Origin of the sequence: Demequina litorisediminis, assembly GCF_030161615.1 — a bacterium.
In the GTDB taxonomy this organism is placed as follows: Bacteria; Actinomycetota; Actinomycetes; order Actinomycetales; family Demequinaceae; genus Demequina; species Demequina litorisediminis.
Genome location: NZ_BSUN01000001.1, coordinates 1,987,551 through 2,003,711, shown reverse-complemented (window position 1 = coordinate 2,003,711; position 16,161 = coordinate 1,987,551). Strand labels below are relative to the sequence as shown.

At 69.6% G+C, this 16,161-nt stretch carries 13 protein-coding genes and 5 pseudogenes; 11 read left to right on the top strand and 7 right to left on the bottom strand.

Annotation, left to right across the window (positions count from 1 at the left end):
* The first annotated feature begins 303 nt into the window (after positions 1-303).
* A complete protein-coding gene (locus QQK48_RS12335; protein WP_284328649.1) occupies positions 304-1,137 on the top strand; it encodes a class II aldolase/adducin family protein in 834 nt (277 codons plus the stop codon).
* Here QQK48_RS12335 and QQK48_RS12330 read toward each other — a convergent pair.
* The 5 genes and pseudogenes from QQK48_RS12330 to QQK48_RS20070 form a co-directional block, all read right to left on the bottom strand.
* Positions 1,067-1,558, bottom strand: coding sequence for a M15 family metallopeptidase (locus tag QQK48_RS12330; protein WP_284328648.1), 492 nt, complete (start codon positions 1,556-1,558; stop codon positions 1,067-1,069). The two genes, QQK48_RS12335 and QQK48_RS12330, sit on opposite strands and share 71 nt — an antisense overlap.
* Before the next feature lie 14 nt (positions 1,559-1,572).
* The gene (locus QQK48_RS12325) at positions 1,573-2,040 is read right to left on the bottom strand and encodes a hypothetical protein (RefSeq protein WP_284328647.1); all 468 of its coding nucleotides are present in this window, start codon (positions 2,038-2,040) and stop codon (positions 1,573-1,575) included.
* A gap of 164 nt (positions 2,041-2,204) precedes the next feature.
* Complete coding sequence (locus QQK48_RS12320) at positions 2,205-3,236, bottom strand: hemolysin family protein (RefSeq protein ID WP_284328646.1); 1,032 nt, start codon at positions 3,234-3,236, stop codon at positions 2,205-2,207.
* Positions 3,233-4,180, bottom strand: a complete 948-nt coding sequence (locus tag QQK48_RS12315) for a hemolysin family protein (RefSeq protein ID WP_348523610.1) — start codon at positions 4,178-4,180, stop codon at positions 3,233-3,235. Before QQK48_RS12315 ends, QQK48_RS12320 begins: the two co-directional genes overlap by 4 nt.
* 55 nt (positions 4,181-4,235) lie before the next feature.
* Positions 4,236-4,523 (bottom strand): annotated as a pseudogene (locus QQK48_RS20070) (CNNM domain-containing protein); the annotation flags it as partial.
* A gap of 95 nt (positions 4,524-4,618) precedes the next feature.
* On the opposite strand from QQK48_RS20070, the pseudogene QQK48_RS22490 reads away from it, so the two are divergent.
* From QQK48_RS22490 to QQK48_RS12290, 6 genes and pseudogenes are all read left to right on the top strand, one after another.
* Positions 4,619-5,128 (top strand): annotated as a pseudogene (locus QQK48_RS22490) (ATP-binding cassette domain-containing protein); the annotation flags it as partial.
* Positions 5,129-5,276: 148 nt separating this feature from the next.
* On the top strand, positions 5,277-5,525 hold the full coding sequence (locus QQK48_RS22485; protein WP_488798424.1) for a DUF8746 domain-containing protein: 249 nt from the start codon (positions 5,277-5,279) through the stop codon (positions 5,523-5,525).
* Positions 5,522-5,965 carry a hypothetical protein gene (locus tag QQK48_RS12305; protein WP_284328645.1) on the top strand — a complete coding sequence of 148 codons (444 nt, stop codon included), beginning with the start codon at positions 5,522-5,524 and terminating at the stop codon, positions 5,963-5,965. The genes QQK48_RS22485 and QQK48_RS12305 overlap by 4 nt, the downstream gene beginning before the upstream one ends.
* 161 nt (positions 5,966-6,126) lie before the next feature.
* Complete coding sequence (locus QQK48_RS12300; RefSeq protein ID WP_284328644.1) at positions 6,127-6,330, top strand: hypothetical protein; 204 nt, start codon at positions 6,127-6,129, stop codon at positions 6,328-6,330.
* A 233-nt stretch (positions 6,331-6,563) separates the two neighbouring features.
* Positions 6,564-10,295 (top strand): annotated as a pseudogene (locus QQK48_RS12295) (multifunctional oxoglutarate decarboxylase/oxoglutarate dehydrogenase thiamine pyrophosphate-binding subunit/dihydrolipoyllysine-residue succinyltransferase subunit).
* A gap of 14 nt (positions 10,296-10,309) precedes the next feature.
* A complete protein-coding gene (locus QQK48_RS12290; protein WP_284328643.1) occupies positions 10,310-10,900 on the top strand; it encodes a GDSL-type esterase/lipase family protein in 591 nt (196 codons plus the stop codon).
* 66 nt (positions 10,901-10,966) lie between these two features.
* Here the strand turns inward: QQK48_RS12290 and QQK48_RS12285 are convergent, their stop codons facing one another.
* Positions 10,967-11,956, bottom strand: a complete 990-nt coding sequence (locus QQK48_RS12285) for a type IV pilus twitching motility protein PilT (protein WP_284328642.1) — start codon at positions 11,954-11,956, stop codon at positions 10,967-10,969.
* 228 nt (positions 11,957-12,184) lie between these two features.
* On the opposite strand from QQK48_RS12285, the gene QQK48_RS21910 reads away from it, so the two are divergent.
* On the top strand, positions 12,185-12,259 hold the full coding sequence (locus QQK48_RS21910; RefSeq protein WP_416812274.1) for a 50S ribosomal protein bL37: 75 nt from the start codon (positions 12,185-12,187) through the stop codon (positions 12,257-12,259).
* Between the two features lie 385 nt (positions 12,260-12,644).
* Here the strand turns inward: QQK48_RS21910 and QQK48_RS12280 are convergent.
* Positions 12,645-13,251: pseudogene (locus QQK48_RS12280) on the bottom strand (sigma-70 family RNA polymerase sigma factor).
* A gap of 174 nt (positions 13,252-13,425) precedes the next feature.
* Here QQK48_RS12280 and QQK48_RS12275 point away from each other — a divergent pair.
* From QQK48_RS12275 to aroA, 3 genes and pseudogenes are all read left to right on the top strand, one after another.
* A complete protein-coding gene (locus QQK48_RS12275) occupies positions 13,426-13,677 on the top strand; it encodes a hypothetical protein (RefSeq protein WP_284328641.1) in 252 nt (83 codons plus the stop codon).
* Positions 13,662-13,931, top strand: a complete 270-nt coding sequence (locus QQK48_RS12270) for a hypothetical protein (RefSeq protein WP_284328640.1) — start codon at positions 13,662-13,664, stop codon at positions 13,929-13,931. Before QQK48_RS12275 ends, QQK48_RS12270 begins: the two co-directional genes overlap by 16 nt.
* A pseudogene (aroA, locus tag QQK48_RS21905) lies at positions 13,928-16,110 on the top strand (3-phosphoshikimate 1-carboxyvinyltransferase); the annotation flags it as partial. The gene QQK48_RS12270 and the pseudogene aroA, both read left to right, overlap by 4 nt.
* Positions 16,111-16,161 lie beyond the last annotated feature (51 nt).

Below are 16,161 nucleotides of genomic sequence, written 5' to 3'. Positions count from 1 at the left end.
GTCTGGCGTCCACCCGGCTGGTGGCCGGGTGGACGCACCCGTGGGCGAGCCATGGATGGCGGTTCGCCTCACCGTCCAGCCTGGTCTATGCCGGGTTCTCGCGCATCTCGAGCACCGCCCCTACCTGGCGCACATGGCCCCATTTGCGGCTCGAAGCGCCGCGACGTGCCGCAAATGGGGCCATGTGCGGCAGCGGGAAGGGGCGGCGGCGGACCTTCGTCCCGCGCGTGTCCGCGAGAGCACCACTAGATTTGAATCGTTTCATTCGAGCCTTGACCCAGCACCGTCGCTCCAGGAGGACCCATGACTACCGACGCACCCCGCCCCACCCTCGATGCCCTCATCGAGCAGATGGGCGAGGCAGGCGCACGCATCTGCGACATCGACGCCTCGGAGGCGGGCGCAGGCAACATCTCCGTCTTCCTCGGCTGGGACGTCGAACTGCGCCACCACTTCCCCCACACCGAGCAGGTCGACTTGCCCGACCCCGCGCCTCACCTCGCCGGCGGCGCCGTGCTCGCGACCGGCTCCGGCCGGAGGCTCCGCCAGATCTCCACGGATCCCCTGTCCGCCATCGGCGCCCTGCGCATCCACGCGGATGGCCGCAGCGCGACCCTCCACACCTCGCCTGCGCGGCGATTTGTCCGGCTGACCTCAGAACTCAACTCACATCTGGCCGTGCACGAGGACCAGGTCGCCTCACGCGGCATCGACTTCCAGGCGGTGGTCCACGCCCAGCCCCCGCACCTGACCTACCTGTCGCACATCCCCGCCTACCGCACCACCGAGGCCATGAACCGTGCGATCCTCCGCTGGGAACCGGAGACCATCGTGTCGCTGTCCGCAGGCATCGGCGTCCTGCCCTTCTTCATCCCCGGCTCGGCACAGATGGGCGCCGCCAACGTGGAGGGGCTGCGCGAGCACGAGATCGTGTTGTGGTCCAAGCACGGCACCATGTCGCGGTCCGATGTCTCGGTGTACCGGGCCGTCGACCGCGTCGAGTACGCGGAGACCGCGGCGAAATACGAGTACATGGACATCGTGGCCGGCGGGCTGGCCGAGGGGCTCACGCGCGCGGAGATCGCCGCCGTCGGCTCCACCTTCTCGATCGCTTCGCGGTGGCTGACCGAGGGCTAACGCACGAAGGCCCGGCCAGCCATGCGGCTGTCCGGGCCCGGTGATCGACGTCGTTTAGTCGTCGGAGGAGAAGTACGCGTCGGAGCCTGGACCAGTACGAGCTCTCATAGACGCCCAGGTCGTCAGTGCCGGGAACGTACTCCCAGTGCCACGGCTCCCACTTGCTGGACTTGGCCCACGACGGGTTCTCCCAACCCCAGATGGGGCCGTTGGCCTCGAGCCACCGCTTGGCGGAGCCCGTGTCGTCCGAGCCACACAGGTCGATCGCAAGGCCCCAACCGTGCACCGAGGTGCCGGGGGTCGCGGCAAGGTAGCCCTGGCTGCGCTTGGTGGCGTACTGGGCGGCGAGCGTGCGGTAGCCATTGCCCACGCACAGGTCACGCCCGAAGGCAGCCTTGAACTGCTCGTTCAGGCTCTGCAAGCGCCACCGCCGCGTCACTGCGCAGGCTCCACGCCGTTCCACAGGTCGCACAGGGAGCCGTCCTCGAGACGGCCGTTGCGTCCGGCCCAGCCCTGCGACGGGTCGCAGCCCTCGAGGCTCGTCGCGACGATGTATTCCGCGGAGGCCGCGAGCGCCGAGGAGGACTCGTCGACACTCGGCAGCGGCAGGCTCGGGCTGTCGAGAGCCGCGCCACCGCTGAGAAGAGTGGAGGCGGCCGATGCGGTGGAGACGCCCGCGGTGGCCATCGCCTCCGCGGCGTCGTCGGCCTCGGCGTAGGGGGTGATGGTGCCCACCATGGGGTAGACGACCATCGCGACGGCGAAGCCGGCCAGCACTCCCGAGCGCGTCAACAGACGGCGGCGTCGGTGGGTGGTGCGGACCTGGAGATCCTGAGTCTCCTGGAGGCGTCGCAGGCGACGCGAGCGGGGGTGCGTCACAGACGCGTCCTCACGCTTGCTCACACAAGCCTCCACACAAGTCGATTGCCATCGCATCCGGACCGTCCCCTGGCCCTGGATGCCGTCGATTGTAACCAAACGGTAACGACGATTGCCACCCCTCGGTCGCAGTAGTCATCGTCACGGGGAGCCCAACGCTTGAGAAACTCGTCGCGCTCCCGCACAGGTCACTGTTCGCGCGACATCGAGTCACGCACCTCTCCCACGAGTTCTTCGATGATGTCTTCGAGGTGCACGATGCCCACGGTCTCGTCATCCTTGACCACCTGCGCCAGGTGCGCCGCCTGGGCGCGCATCAGGGCAAGCACGGACTCCACCCCCGCATCGGCCCCTACCTGAGGCAGGGCGCGCACGCGCCACTCCTGGATGGGCTCCTCCCGCTCGCCGGGGCGTGCATAGAGCGTGTCCTTGATGTGGAGGTACCCCGTCAGGCGCCCCTCGTCACGGACGGGCAGTCGCGAGAATCCGGTGCGCGCGACCACGGCCTCGAACTCGTCGACGGACACCCCCGCGTCGACCGATTCGACCTCGGCAAGCGGCACCATGACCTCGACGGCGGTGCGGTCGGAGAATTCGATCGCCCCCGCCAGCAGGCCCTCGGCGTCTTGGAGGGTTCCCTCCTCGCTGGAGCGCTCGACGATCGAATGCACCTCGTCGGCGGTGAAGGCGCTGGTGACCTCGTCGCGCGGCTCGATCCCCACCATGCGCAGCACGCCGTTCGCCAGCCAGTTGAGCGCGGCGATGATGGGGCCCAGGGCCCGCGCCACCCACACCAGCGGCGGGCCAAGCAGGAGCGCCGCGCGTTCGGGGTTGGAGACGGCGGAGTTCTTGGGCACCATCTCCCCCACCACCACGTGCAGTCCCACCACGATGGCAAGCGCGATGATGACCGCGACCACGTGCGACGCCTCGGAAGGAATCCCGAGCGCGTGCAGCGGTCCCTCGAGGGCGTGCGCGACGGCCGGCTCGGCCACCACACCGAGGGACACCGAGCACACGGTGACTCCCAACTGCGCTGCGGCAAGCATCAGGGAGACGTGCTCGAGCGCCCACAACACCGTGCGCGCGGCACGCGACCCCTCCTCGGCGAGCGGCTCGATCGAGGAGCGGCGCACGGAGATCACGGCAAACTCCGCGCCCACGAAGAACGCGTTGGCAAGCAGCAGCCCGAGGACCAGGAGAACCATCTGCACGCTCATCGGCGACCACCCCTGGGGCGAAGGCGCACACGGTCGATGCGACGGCCGACCATGCGCTCCACCCGCAGCACGGCTTCCTCCGCTTCGACCTCGTCGCCCACCTCTGCGACCCGGCCGAGCTCCGCCATGATGTAGCCGCCGACGGTCTCGTATGCCGGGGATTCGGGCAGGTGTACGCCGACAGCCTCGACCACCTCGTCGGGCCGCAGCACGCCGGGAATCACCCAGTCGCCGGAGGGCATCCGGTGGGCGGCGCTGCGCCGGCGATCGTGCTCGTCGGCGACGTCCCCCACGAGTTCCTCGACGACGTCCTCGAGCGTCACCAGTCCCGCGGTGCCGCCGTACTCGTCCACGACCATCGCGACCTGGTGACCGAGGCCGCGCAGTTCGAGGAGCAGGGGACGCATCTGCAGCGTCTCGGGAACCCGCGGGGCGTCCACCATGAGGTCGGTGACGGCGGTGTGGTCGCGGTCATGGAATGGCACGCCCACGGCGGCGCGCAGGTGCACGAGCCCGATGACGTCGTCGAGTCCCTCGCCGAGCACGGGAAAGCGCGAGTGTCCGCTCGCGCGGGCGAGCGACAGGACGTCGGCGGCGGTCGCGTCCTTGGGCAGGGTGGCGAGCCTCGTCCGGTCCGTCATCACGTCGATGGCGGTGAGTTGGTCGAGTTCGATGGTGTTCTTCAGCAGGAGCGCCGTCGAGGGCGCGAGTGTCCCCGCCTCCGCCGAGCGCCGCACCAGCGCCGCGAGTTCCTGCGGGGAGCGGCCGCCGGAGAGTTCCTCGCGTGGCTCGATGCCCATGAGGCGCAGGATCGCGTTGGCGCTGCCGTTGAGTGCCGCGATCAGGGGCTTCAGCGCGGTGGTGAAGGCCATCATCGCCGGCGACACCCAGCGCGCCGTGCGCGAAGGGTCGGCGAGCGCGGCGTTCTTGGGCACCAGGCTCACCGAACACCATGGAGAACGCGTTCACGATGACGAGCGACAGCGCCCCGGCGAGGCCAGCGACGGCGCCTCGGCCCAGCGCCGTGGACTCGAGCGGCAGGCTGAGGAGTTCCACGAGCGCGGGCTGTGCGGTGTAGCCCAACAGAATCGTGGTGAGGGTGATGCCTACCTGGGCGCCGGACAGTTGCGTCGACAGGCTCTTCAGGGCACGACGCACGCGCCGGTTCTTGCCTGAATCATCGACGTGGGCCGGGTCGAGCGCGACAAGGGAGAACTCGGCGGCAACAAAGACGGCGGTACCGGCCGTGAGGAGGATGCCGACCCCCACCAGGAGCCATGCGGTCATCTCAGGCGACGCCTCGATAAGTCCATGATCCGGCCAGCATACCGAGCCACGGCTACCATCGGCAGGGTCCGCCGCCGCCGAAGGAAGGGACCGTTGTGGAGCAGCAGGCCATCGAGGTGCGAGGCCTCACCAAGAGATTTGGGGCCGTCACCGCGGTCGACGACCTGACGTTTACGGCACAGCCTGGTCGCGTCACCGGTTTCCTCGGGCCCAACGGCGCAGGCAAGTCGACCACGCTTCGCATTCTCGTGGGCCTCGTCGCCCCCACCGCGGGTCAGGCCCGTTTCGGCGCCGATGCCTACGCATCGCTGGCGCGTCCGGCGGCGACCGTGGGCGCGCATTTCGAAGGCGCCTTCCACCCCGGCCGCACCGCGCGCGACCATCTCAGGGTGTACGCGCCCGTGGTGGGCGTCGACGACGCACGCTGCGACGCCGTGCTCGCGATGGTGGGGATGACGGAGGCCGCCGGCCGCCGCGTGGGCGGCTTCTCGCTCGGCATGCGCCAGCGGCTTGGGCTCGCGACGGCGCTGCTGGGCGATCCTCGCGTCCTCGTGCTCGACGAATCGGCCAACGGCCTCGACCCGGCAGGCATCCGGTGGCTGCGGTCTTTCCTCAGGGAGTTCGCGGACGGCGGCGGTACCGTCCTGCTCAGTTCCCACCTGCTGAGCGAGGTCGAGCAGACGGTCGACGACGTGGTGATCATCGCGGAAGGCCGCCTGCGGCACGAGTCGTCGCTTGACGAGCCTGCGGGCGATGACACGCCCCGGGGTGGTGCTGCGCTCGCCCGACGCGGCGGCCCTCGCGTCCTTTGTCCGCGGCCGTTTCGGCGAGGCTGCCACCGTCGAGACCGCCAACCGCGCGCGCATCGCGGGGGTCACGGCCGCCGAGGTGGGCGGCGCCGCCTTCGCCGATGGGCTTGAAGTGCACGGATTGACGGAGGAGGGCGAGAGCCTTGAGGACCTGTTCCTCAGGCTCACCGCCACGATGGAGGTAGCCCGATGACCGCGGCATTCGTCTCGGAGTACCGCAAGATCGCCACCACTCGCCTGTGGTGGGTGTTGCTGATCTGCATGATCGCCGGCGCCGGCTTCATGGCCGGGGTGGTGGCCTTCTCGTTCGCATTCGCCGATGACCTCGGCGGCGAGGCGGCGGTGCCCGCGGGCATGGATCCCCGCGCCATGGCGATGACCATCTATGGCCTCGCGGTGTCCTTCGGCTACGTGTTCCCCGCCATCCTTGGCGCGCTCGCGGTCACGGGCGAGATGCGCCACCGCACCATCGACACCACACTGCTGGCCGATCCTCGCCGCGGCCGCGTCATCGGCGCCAAGGCTCGCTGCTGTCGCACCGTTCGCGGCGCTGTTCGGCATCGCGGGGATGGCGGCGGCCGTGGCGACCGGCGCTGCGGGCCTGGCGCTCGCAGACTCCCCCACTTACCTTGACGACCCGGCGACGTGGGGCTCCATCGGGATGGGCGTGGTGGCCCTGACCACGTGGGGCCTCGTGGGCGTGGGGCTGGGAGCAGCCGTGCCCCACCAGGTCGTCGTCATCGTGGCCCTCATCGGCTGGACCCAGGCTTGTCGAGCCCGTCCTGCGTCTCGTCTTGAGCCTCATCGAGCCGCTGGCGGGCGTGGCGGCCTACCTGCCTGGAGCCGCGGGAGATGCCATGGTGGGCGCGTCGTTCTACTCCAGCACCGGTAGCGCGGGGCTGCTGTCGCCATGGGCGGGCTTTGGCGTGCTCCTCGCGTACGGCGCCATCGCTGCAGTGGTGGGGTGGCTCGTGACCTTCCGGCGGGACCTGTCGTGACCGCGCGTAAGGTGCCGACCACCCCGGCGGTGCGACTAGGCTTGGACCCGATCACACTGACGTATCTGACGCTACAGCGCCAAGAAAGCGAGCGGTCCCGCTGTGTCTACCGACACTTCCTCGCCTGACATCGAACGCACCACCGTCTCTCGCCCCGCCGATGCGCCTTCTGTCGCATCGTTGATCGTGGGCCGGACGAGTGAGCCGAGCGTCGCTCCCCCAAGCCGTCCGAGGTGCCCGCGGCCGATGCCGGCGAGCGGGTAACCGCGGGTGACGAGCCGCCCGCGAAGGCCGAGGCGTCGGCCCCGTCCCCGGCGAGCCATGAGACGGCCCGCAAGGTCGTCATCGCCCCGGCGTCCACGGACGCCTCCTCCGCGCGCCCCGCCGCTGCCGCCGTCACGCCTGCCCCCGTGGCGCAGCCCGCGACCCCGTCGCCCGCCGCCGCATCTCCCGTGGTGCCTGCCGCCGCCGTCCAGCCGGTGGCCTCCCCCGATGAGGACGGCGACAACCCTCCCACGCAGCCGATCGCGACCGCCCAGGCGCCGTTCGCCGCGTACCTCCAGCGCGATGAGCACCAGATGCTCAGCGCCAAGGACGTCAAGAGTGGTGTGGAGCGCCTGCGTGGCCCCGCCGCGAAGGTCGTCACCAACATGGAGGCGTCGCTCCAGGTGCCGACGGCCACCTCGGTGCGTTCGGTGCCCGCGAAGGCGATCATGGACAACCGCATCGTGATCAACAACCACCTGTCGCGCACCCGCGGCGGCAAGGTGTCCTTCACGCACCTCATCGGGTTTGCCATCGTGGAGGCGCTTGCGGAACTTCCCGCCATGAACGCCGCCTACGCAATCGAGGACGGCAAGCCCGCCGTCGTGACCCCCGAGCACGTCAACTTTGGACTCGCGATCGACCTCGCGAAGCCGGACGGCTCTCGTCGGCTCCTGGTGCCGAACGTCAAGGACGCGGACTCCATGGACTTCGCACAGTTCTGGAGCGCGTACGAGGACGTGGTCAAGCGCGCCCGCGCTGGCGCCCTCCAGGCCGCCGACTTCCAGGGCACCACGATCACGCTGACCAACCCCGGCACCATCGGCACCGTGCACTCCGTGCCGCGCCTCATGCAGGGCCAGGGCACCATCATCGGCGTCGGTGCCATGGACTATCCCGCGGAGTTCCAGGGCGCGTCGATCGACACCGTGACCCGCCTCGGCGTGTCCAAGGTCATGACGCTGACGTCGACCTACGACCACCGCGTCATTCAGGGCGCACAGTCCGGAGAGTTCCTCGCAGCCGTGCACAAGAAGGCTGCTGGGTCTCGACGGCTTCTTTGACCGCGTGTTCACCGCCCTGCGCGTGCCCTACGAGCCGGTGCGCTGGGTCCAGGACGCCGCCACCAACGAGACCGCGGAGGCCGCGAAGCCCGCGCGCATCGCGGAGCCTCATCCACGCCTACCGCTCCCGCGGCCACCTCATGGCCGATGTCGACCCCCTGTCGACGCGTATCCGCAAGCACCCCGACCTCGACGTGCAGACCCACGGCCTCACGCTGTGGGACCTCGACCGCACCTACGCCACCGGCGACTTCGGCGGCAAGGACCGGTGGAAGATGCGCGAGGTGCTTGGGCGCCTTCGTGACGCGTACTGCCGCACCATCGGCGTCGAGTACATGCACATCGCGGACCGCACCCAGCGCGCATGGTTGCAGGACCGTCTCGAGGTCGGCTACACCAAGCCCTCCCCGAAGAGCACCTGCGGATCCTGCGTCGGCTCAACGCCGCGGAGGCCTTCGAGGCGTTCCTGCAGACCAAGTACGTGGGCCAGAAGCGCTTCTCCCTCGAGGGAGGCGAGTCGCTGATCCCGCTGCTGGACGCCGTCATGTCCTCGGCCGCCGAGGCGGGCATCCAGGAGGTCTGCATCGGCATGGCCCACCGTGGCCGCCTCAACGTGCTGGCCAACCTCGCAGGCAAGTCGTACTCGCAGATCTTCTCGGAGTTCGACGGCACCGCCGTGCCCGGATCCGTCCAGGGCTCCGGTGACGTGAAGTACCACCTCGGCACCGAGGGCACCTTCACCGCCGAGTCCGGTGCCACCACCAACGTGTACCTCGCGGCGAACCCGTCGCACCTTGAGGCGGTCAACCCCGTCCTTGAGGGCATCGTGCGCGCCAAGCTGGACCAGGCGGGTGCCGACCCCGCCACGGACGGCTACCCGGTCCTGCCCGTCCTCGTGCACGGAGACGCGGCGTTCGCGGGCCAGGGCGTGGTCATGGAGACCATCAACCTTTCGGGCCTGCGCGGCTACAAGACCGGCGGCACCGTCCACGTCATCATCAACAACCAGGTGGGCTTCACGACCGGCCCCGGCGACTCGCGCTCCACGCGCTACTGCACGGACCTCGCCAAGGGCTACCAAGTCCCCATCTTCCACGTGAACGGTGACGACCCGGAGTCCGTCGTGCGTGCCGCGCAGGCTCGCCTTCGAGTACCGCGAGGCGTTCGGCCGCGACGTCATCGTCGACATGGTCTGCTACCGCCGCCGCGGCCACAACGAGGGCGATGACCCCTCGATGACTCAGCCGCGCATGTACGACCTCATCGAGGCAAAGCGTTCGGTCCGCCACCTCTACACCGAGGCGCTCATCCGCCGCGGTGACATCACCGAGGCCGAGGCGGAGGCCGTCTCGCAGGACTACCTCGCCCAGTTGGAGCGCGTGTTCCTCGAGACCCGCGAGGGCTTCACCGGCACCGACACCGAGTCGATCTCGGGCCTCGAACTGCCCAGGCTCCCAGTCGTCCGATGCCGGGGTGATGGTGGGGTGGCAGACGGCCGTCTCGCAAAGCCAGGTCGAGCGCATCGGCCGTGCGCACACGCGCCCGCCCGAGGGTTTCGCCGTTCACCCCAAGGCTCGCCAAGCCTACTGGAGCGTCGCGAGGCGATGAGCCGCGAGGGCGGCATCGACTGGGGCTACGGAGAGATTCTCGCGTTCGGCTCGCTGCTGCAGGAAGGCGTGCCCGTGCGCATCGCCGGCCAGGACGCACGCCGCGGCACCTTCGTGCAACGTCACGCGGTGTTCCACGACCGTGCCACCGGCGCCGAGTGGACCCCGCTTCAGTACCTCGCGTCCGATCAGGCCCGCCTCCACATCTACGACTCGTCGCTGTCGGAGTACGCGTGCCTCGGCTTCGAGTACGGCTACTCCGTGGAGCGTCCCGATGCGCTGACGCTGTGGGAGGCGCAGTTCGGCGACTTCGTCAACGGCGCGCAGACCATCATCGACGAGTTCATCTCCTCGGCAGAGCAGAAGTGGGGCCAGTCGTCCTCGGTGGTGCTCCTGCTGCCTCACGGCTACGAGGGCCAGGGTCCCGACCACTCGTCGGCCCGTCCCGAGCGTTTCCTGCAGGCTGTGTGCTGAGGAGAACATGACCGCGGCGATGCCGTCGACCCCTGCCTCGTACTTCCACCTGCTGCGCCGTCAGGCGTACCAGCGCCCGCGCCGCCCGCTCATTGTCTTCACCCCGAAGTCGATGCTGCGCCTGCGTGCCGCCGGCCGGAGGTTCAGGACTTCACGACCGGAACCTTCGAGCCCGTCATCGGGGACACGCTTGATCCCGCCGGCGTGACGCGCGTCCTGCTGTGCGCTGGCAAGGTCTACTACGACCTCGCCGCCAAGCGCGACAAGGACGGCGACACCGCCACGGCGATTCTGCGCTTGGAGCAGGCTCTACCCGCTCGACCACGACGCGATCAACGCGGCCCTCGCCCCGTACGGCGACGCGGAGCTCGTGTGGGTACAGGAGGAGCCTCGCAACCAGGGCGCCTGGACGTATCTTGCGCACGCACTGCCGCACGTCATCGGACGTGACGTCCGCGGCGTGACCCGTCCCGCATCGGCCTCGCCGGCATCGGGCCTCGGCTCGCGCCACCAGGCCGAGCAGGCGGACCTCGTGGAAAGGGCCCTCACTCGATGAGAAATGTGTTCTTCGTGGGCGACGAGCTCGTCGCGGGCCACGGCGACCCCAAGGCGCTCGGCTGGACCGGACGCGTGGCTGCCAGGACCATGCCGCTCGCGGAGGACCTCCGCTTCCACACGCTCGCCGTTCCCGGTGAGAACACCGCCGAGTTGTCGAGCCGGTGGGACGAGGAAGCGCTGCGTCGTGTGGGGCCCGATGGCGTCGCCGGCTCGCAGAACTACGTCTTGTTCGCGCTCGGTCGCCACGACGTCGAACGCGGGGTGTCCCCCACGATGACGCGCCTGCACATGGCCAACACGCTCGATCGCGCGTCAGCGCTCGGCTTCCGCGCCATGGTGGCGGGACCGCCGCCCATCGCCGCCGCGGACAAGCGTGCGATCGCCGAGTACGCCGCGCTGGTCGAGGAGGCCGCCGCCCGTCGCGACGTGCCCTTCATCGACATGTACGGCCCCCTGGCTCGTCACGAGCAGTGGGCAACGGACATGGACGCCTCGGGCGGCACGGTGCCCCTGCAGGCCGGCTACGGCCTCATGGCGTGGCTGGTGCTGCACTCGACGTGGCACTCGTGGCTGGGCGTCGAGCCCGTGCGCACGGAGGCGTAGGCCGCATCTCTCGGCGCGCGGCCGATGCCGCGGGTGACCACCGCATCGGCCCGTCCTTGGTGCGGGTCAGGCGATGACACCTTCGTTCTTCAACGTGACCGTGAGGTCGTGCGGACGCGACGCGATCGAGACGGCCTCGTCGAGCGTGACGGTGCCGTCCGCGACCAGGCGGAACAGGTGCTGGTCGAAGGTCTGCATCTTGTAGTACTCGCCCTCGGCGATGAGGTCCATGATGGGCGGCTGGCTCGAGGGGTCGACGATGGCCTCGGCGATGCGGCCGTGGTTGACCATGACCTCGACGGCGACGGTGCGGCCGGAGTTGTCGGCCTTGCGGATGAGTCGCTGGGACACGATGCCGCGCAGCGTCTCTGCCAGCGCCGTGCGCACCTGGCCCTGCTCGTGCGGGGTGAAGAAGTCGATGATGCGGTTGATGGTGTCCTGCGCGTCAACCGTGTGCAGCGTCGCGAGCACCAGGTGGCCGGTTTCCGCCGCGGACAACGCCGCGCGCACCGTCTCGATGTCACGCATCTCACCGATCAGGATGACGTCGGGGTCCTGACGCATGGCGCCACGCAGCGCCGAGGTGAAGTCGAGGGTGTCGGAGCGCACCTCGCGCTGCGAGATGATCGCCTTCTTGTCCTTGTGGAGCACCTCGATGGGGTCCTCGATGGTGATGATGTTGACCTCACGCAGCGTGTTGATGAGGTCGATCATCGACGCCAGGGTGGTGGTCTTTCCGGAACCCGTGGGGCCGGTCACCAGGACGAGCCCGCGGGGCTCGAGCGCGAGGTCGGCGATGACCTGGGGCAGGCCCAGTTCCTCCCACGGCGTGGCGCCCACGGCGACGCGACGGAACACGAGGCAGTCGGTGCCGCGCGCCACGTAGGTGTTGACGCGGAAGCGCCCCACGCCCGATAGCGAGAACGCGAAGTCCGCCTCGTGGGTGTCACGGAACTGGGCGACCAGGTCTTCCGGAAGCACCTGCGCCACCATGTTGCGCGTGTCCTCGGGGGTCAGCACCGGCACCTGAAGGCTTGCGCAGTCGTCCGTCCACACGGATGCGGGGAGCCGAGCCCACCTTGCAGTGGAGGTCCGATCCGCCGGTCGACGCCAGGGCGTGGAGGAAGGGGATCACGGATACGGGCTGCTGGTCGCTCACGGGACCTCCATCGGCAGGAACGGGACACTTCTTGAGAGAGCCTAGACCCCGCTGTTCAGCCTCGAACACGAGTGTGAGATAATCGGGGGTCGAATCGTCAGCCCGTGTGAGAAAGGGGGAACCCGATGAGCAAGCGAGGCCGCAAGCGTAAGTCGCGCGCCAAGGGCGGAGCCAACCACGGCAAGCGTCCCAACGCCTAAGTCCTGGTAGCACGCACGCACGAGCCCGCATCGGGGAACCGATGCGGGCTTCGTCGTTTCGTGGGGACGTCGATCGGGGCGTTGCCGCCGCGTGAGGCGGCGCCCGCCGCGAGCGTCGCGGTGCGCGACGCGGCCGCCGCGCCCTGCCCTATGCGCTGGCGGAGCGGATCGACTCGAGGATGCGCGCGCGCATCTCCTCGGGTGCCGTCTGGCCGCCCGCGCGGGACGTCAGATTCTTGATCCGTTCCTTGATTTGGTGCTCCGCTTCACACGGCGGACACGTCTTCAAGTGTGCGCCGATGCGCTGCAGGCTCGTCCTGGGAAGGCTCGTCGTCGATGTACTCGAAAAGACGATCCAGCGCCTCTTCACACTCCCTACCCGGCATCACGCACCTCCCTTACTGTCCTTCTGGGCGACCGGTCGCTTGTCACTAAACCCGCGCTCGGCCGCATACTCCCTGAGCCTTCTCGCGCAGGAGCCTTCCTGCCGCGATGGAGTCGAGACATCACGGTCCCCACAGGGGTGTCCATGATCTCCGCGATCTCCTTGTAGGCGAACCCCTCGACGTCGGAGAGGTAGACCGCCATCCTGAAGTCCTCGCTGAGGCTCGTCGAGCGCCTGCTTGATGTCGTCGTCGCCGATCATCTCGAGGGCTTGCTGCTCCGCGGAGACCAGGCCGGTGCTGGTGTGCTCGGCCGCAGCCGCGAGCCGCCAGTCCTCGATGTTCTCGGCATCGGATCGCTTGGGCTCGCGCTGCTTCTTGCGGTACGTGTTGATGAAGGCGTTGGTCTGAATGCGGTACAGCCACGCCTTGAGGTTGGTGCCCGGCGTGAACTTGTCCTGCGCCGCGAACGCCTTCGCGTACGTCTCCTGGACCAGGTCCTCGGCATCGGCACCGTTGCGCGTCATGCGCAGGGCCGCGGCGTAGAGCCTGGTCCATGTATGACAGCGCGTCGGTCTCGAAGTCGAAATCCTGCACTGTGTCGCTCATGAATCGCGAGCCTACGCTAGGCGCTGGCTCGCCGTAAGCGGCGCTCCGCTCCGGAGTCATGGTCGCTGTCATGCGTGAGGCAACGCTCGCGCACCGGTCCCCATTCCCTGCACACCCGGAGCCGATGCGACGGCCGCCCTCCCGCATGCGCTGGCAGGTTGGTAGCGTAGGGGCATGTTGCGTCATCTCGCCCGACCGCTGCTGGCCACCTGGTTCGTGTACGGAGGAGTGCAGTCCGTCCTCGAGCCCGAGAAGCGCGCGGAGCGTGCCGCGCCAGTCGTCGAGCCTCTGCTTGAGCAGGCGGGCGTCGAGGACGTCAAGACCACCGACCTCGTCAAGGTCCACGGCGCCGTCACGATCGCGGCGGCCTCCGTGCTCGCGCTGTCGCGCACCCCCGTACCGCGGGCCTGGTGCTCGCCGGCCTGACAGCCGCGACCGTTGCCGTGGGGCGGCCGTTCTGGCTGGAGACGGACGAGGCGAAGAAGGAGGAGCAGGCTGGAGCCTGTTCCTCAAGAACGTGTCGCTACTCGGCGGCACGCTGCTCGCCGCCACCGCCGGCCACAGCCCCAAGCGCAAGGCGAAGGCCAAGGCCAAGAAGGCCAAGGCTGGAGACCAAGAAGGCCAAGGTCGTGGCGAAGAAGGGCCGCAAGGGCGCTGAACTGACTGCCAAGAAGAAGTGACCGCCGTGGATCTGCCCCGCGGCACCGGCCCGGGCCAGGTCTGGCCCGCCCCAGCAGCAACCGGTCCGCTCGACGCCACCGTCGAGGTCCCCGGCTCCAAGTCGCTCACCAACCGCTTCCTCGTGCTCGCCGCGATGGCCGATGCGCCCGTGACGATTCGCGGCGGCCTCACCTCGCGCGACTCCGAACTGATGATCGCCGCCCTGCGCGCGCTCGGTCAGGAGGTGGACGACTCGGGTGAGGCGTGGGCCGTCACCCCCGGACCAGTGCGTGGTGGCGTGGACGTCTTTTGCGGCCTTGCCGGCACCGTGATGCGGTTTGTTCCGCCGCTGGTGCTGCTCGCCGACGGCCCCGTGTCCTTCGACGGCGATCCCGAGGCGCGCGTACGCCCCATGGGCCCGCTGCTGGACGCGCTGCGGGCACTGGGCGCCACCGTGGACGATGAGGGGCGTGGAACGCTCCCGTTTACGGTGACTCCCCCGGCGTCGATTCCGGCCGAGGTGGACGTCGACTCGTCGGCTTCCTCGCAGTTTGTGACCGGCTTGCTGCTGGTCGCCGCGCGCCTTCCGCACGGGCTCACCGTGCGGCACACGGGAGAACGTCTTCCCAGCCTCCCCCACATCGATATGACGTGCGAGACGCTGCGCCAGGCGGGGGTGCGGGTCGATCAGCCCGACGAGCGCACGTGGGTGGTGCACCCCGGTCCTCTGTCGCTTGGCGAGGTGCGCGTCGAGCCCGACCTGTCGAATGCGGGACCGTTCATCGCGGCGCCCCTGGTCGCTGGCGGCACGGTGCGCATCCCGGGATGGCCCGCACGGACCACGCAGCCAGGGGCTCTGTTCCCGCAGATTCTCGAGCGCATGGGCGCCACCTGCACGCTGGAGGACGGCGTTCTGACGGTGAGCGCGCCGGGGCTTGCCGGCGGCGGCATCCGCGGCATCGACGCGGACCTGTCTCCCGCTGGCGAGATCACGCCGACCATCGCGGCGCTGTGCGCCCTGGCCACCTCCCCTCGGTGATCCGAGGCATCGGCCACCTGAGGGGCCACGAGACGGACCGTCTTGCCGCCATCGCCACCGAGGTGGAGCGAGTCGGCGGACGCTGCGTCGCCGATGACGACTCGTTGACGTTCGCGGGGCATCCGGAGGCGGGTCTCACGCCCGCCGCCATGGAGAGCCTACCACGACCACCGGATGGCGACCTTTGCCGCCATCGTCGGACTCGCGGTGCCCGGAACCGAGGTGATCCACGTCGGCACCACCGCCAAGACCATGCCCGACTTCCCGGCCATGTGGACGGGGATGCTCGGCGCGTGAGCGACTGGAGCCGCTACGACGAGTCCGACGCCAAGGTCCGCCCGGGCAAGGGTTCTCGGCCCCGCTCGAAGAAGCGACCCGCGCACGCCGATGCGGTGCCCGGCACCGTGGTCGGAGTCGACCGAGGTCGATTCTCGGTCGAGCTCGATGACGCCACCGCGCTGACGTGCGTCAAGGCCCGCGAACTGGGCCGCCGCGGACTCGTGGTGGGCGACAGGGTGGGCGTCGTGGGCGACGTTTCCGGGGCCGAGGGAACGCTCGGACGCATCGTGAAGCGCGAGACGCGCGCGACGGAGTTGCGTCGCACCGCGGACGACACCGACCCCACCGAGCGCGTCATCGTCGCCAACGCGCACCAACTCGGCATCGTCACCGCGTTAGCCGACCCCGAGCCCAACCCCCGCATGATCGACCGCTGCCTTGTCGCCGCTCTCGACGCGGGCATGGACGCGCTGCTGGTGCTCACGAAGGGCGACCTCGCCTCGGGCGACGCGCTGCGCGCCGCGTATGAGCCGCTGGGCGTGACCGTCCTCGTCACGACCGTCACCGACGGAGCCGACGGCGAACGTCAGATCGCGGGCATCGAGGACCTGCGCGCACGCCTGACCGACCGCTCGACGGTCCTGGTCGGCTACTCGGGCGTGGGCAAGTCCACCCTCGTGAATGCCCTGGTGCCGGACGCTCGACGCGCCACGGGGCATGTCAACGACGTCACGGGACGCGGGCGCCACACCTCGACCTCCGCGGTGGCCCTCGACCTGCCCGACGGCGGCCGCATCATCGACACCCCCGGCGTGCGGACCTTCGGTCTCGCCCATGTGGACCCGCAGCACTTTGTCGAGGCCTTCCCTGACGTGGCCGAGGCTGCGGCGGAGCGGTGCCCGCGCGGCTGCCAGCACGAATCCGCCGAGTCA

Coding starts and splice junctions, on each gene's coding strand:
- QQK48_RS12305 (WP_284328645.1), top strand. CDS start 5,522: ATGACCGCGGCATTCGTCTCGGAGTACCGCAAGATCGCCACCACTCGC.
- QQK48_RS22485 (WP_488798424.1), top strand. CDS start 5,277: ATGACACGCCCCGGGGTGGTGCTGCGCTCGCCCGACGCGGCGGCCCTC.
- QQK48_RS12275 (WP_284328641.1), top strand. CDS start 13,426: ATGTTGCGTCATCTCGCCCGACCGCTGCTGGCCACCTGGTTCGTGTAC.
- QQK48_RS12320 (WP_284328646.1), bottom strand. CDS start 3,236: ATGAGCGTGCAGATGGTTCTCCTGGTCCTCGGGCTGCTGCTTGCCAAC.
- QQK48_RS12335 (WP_284328649.1), top strand. CDS start 304: ATGACTACCGACGCACCCCGCCCCACCCTCGATGCCCTCATCGAGCAG.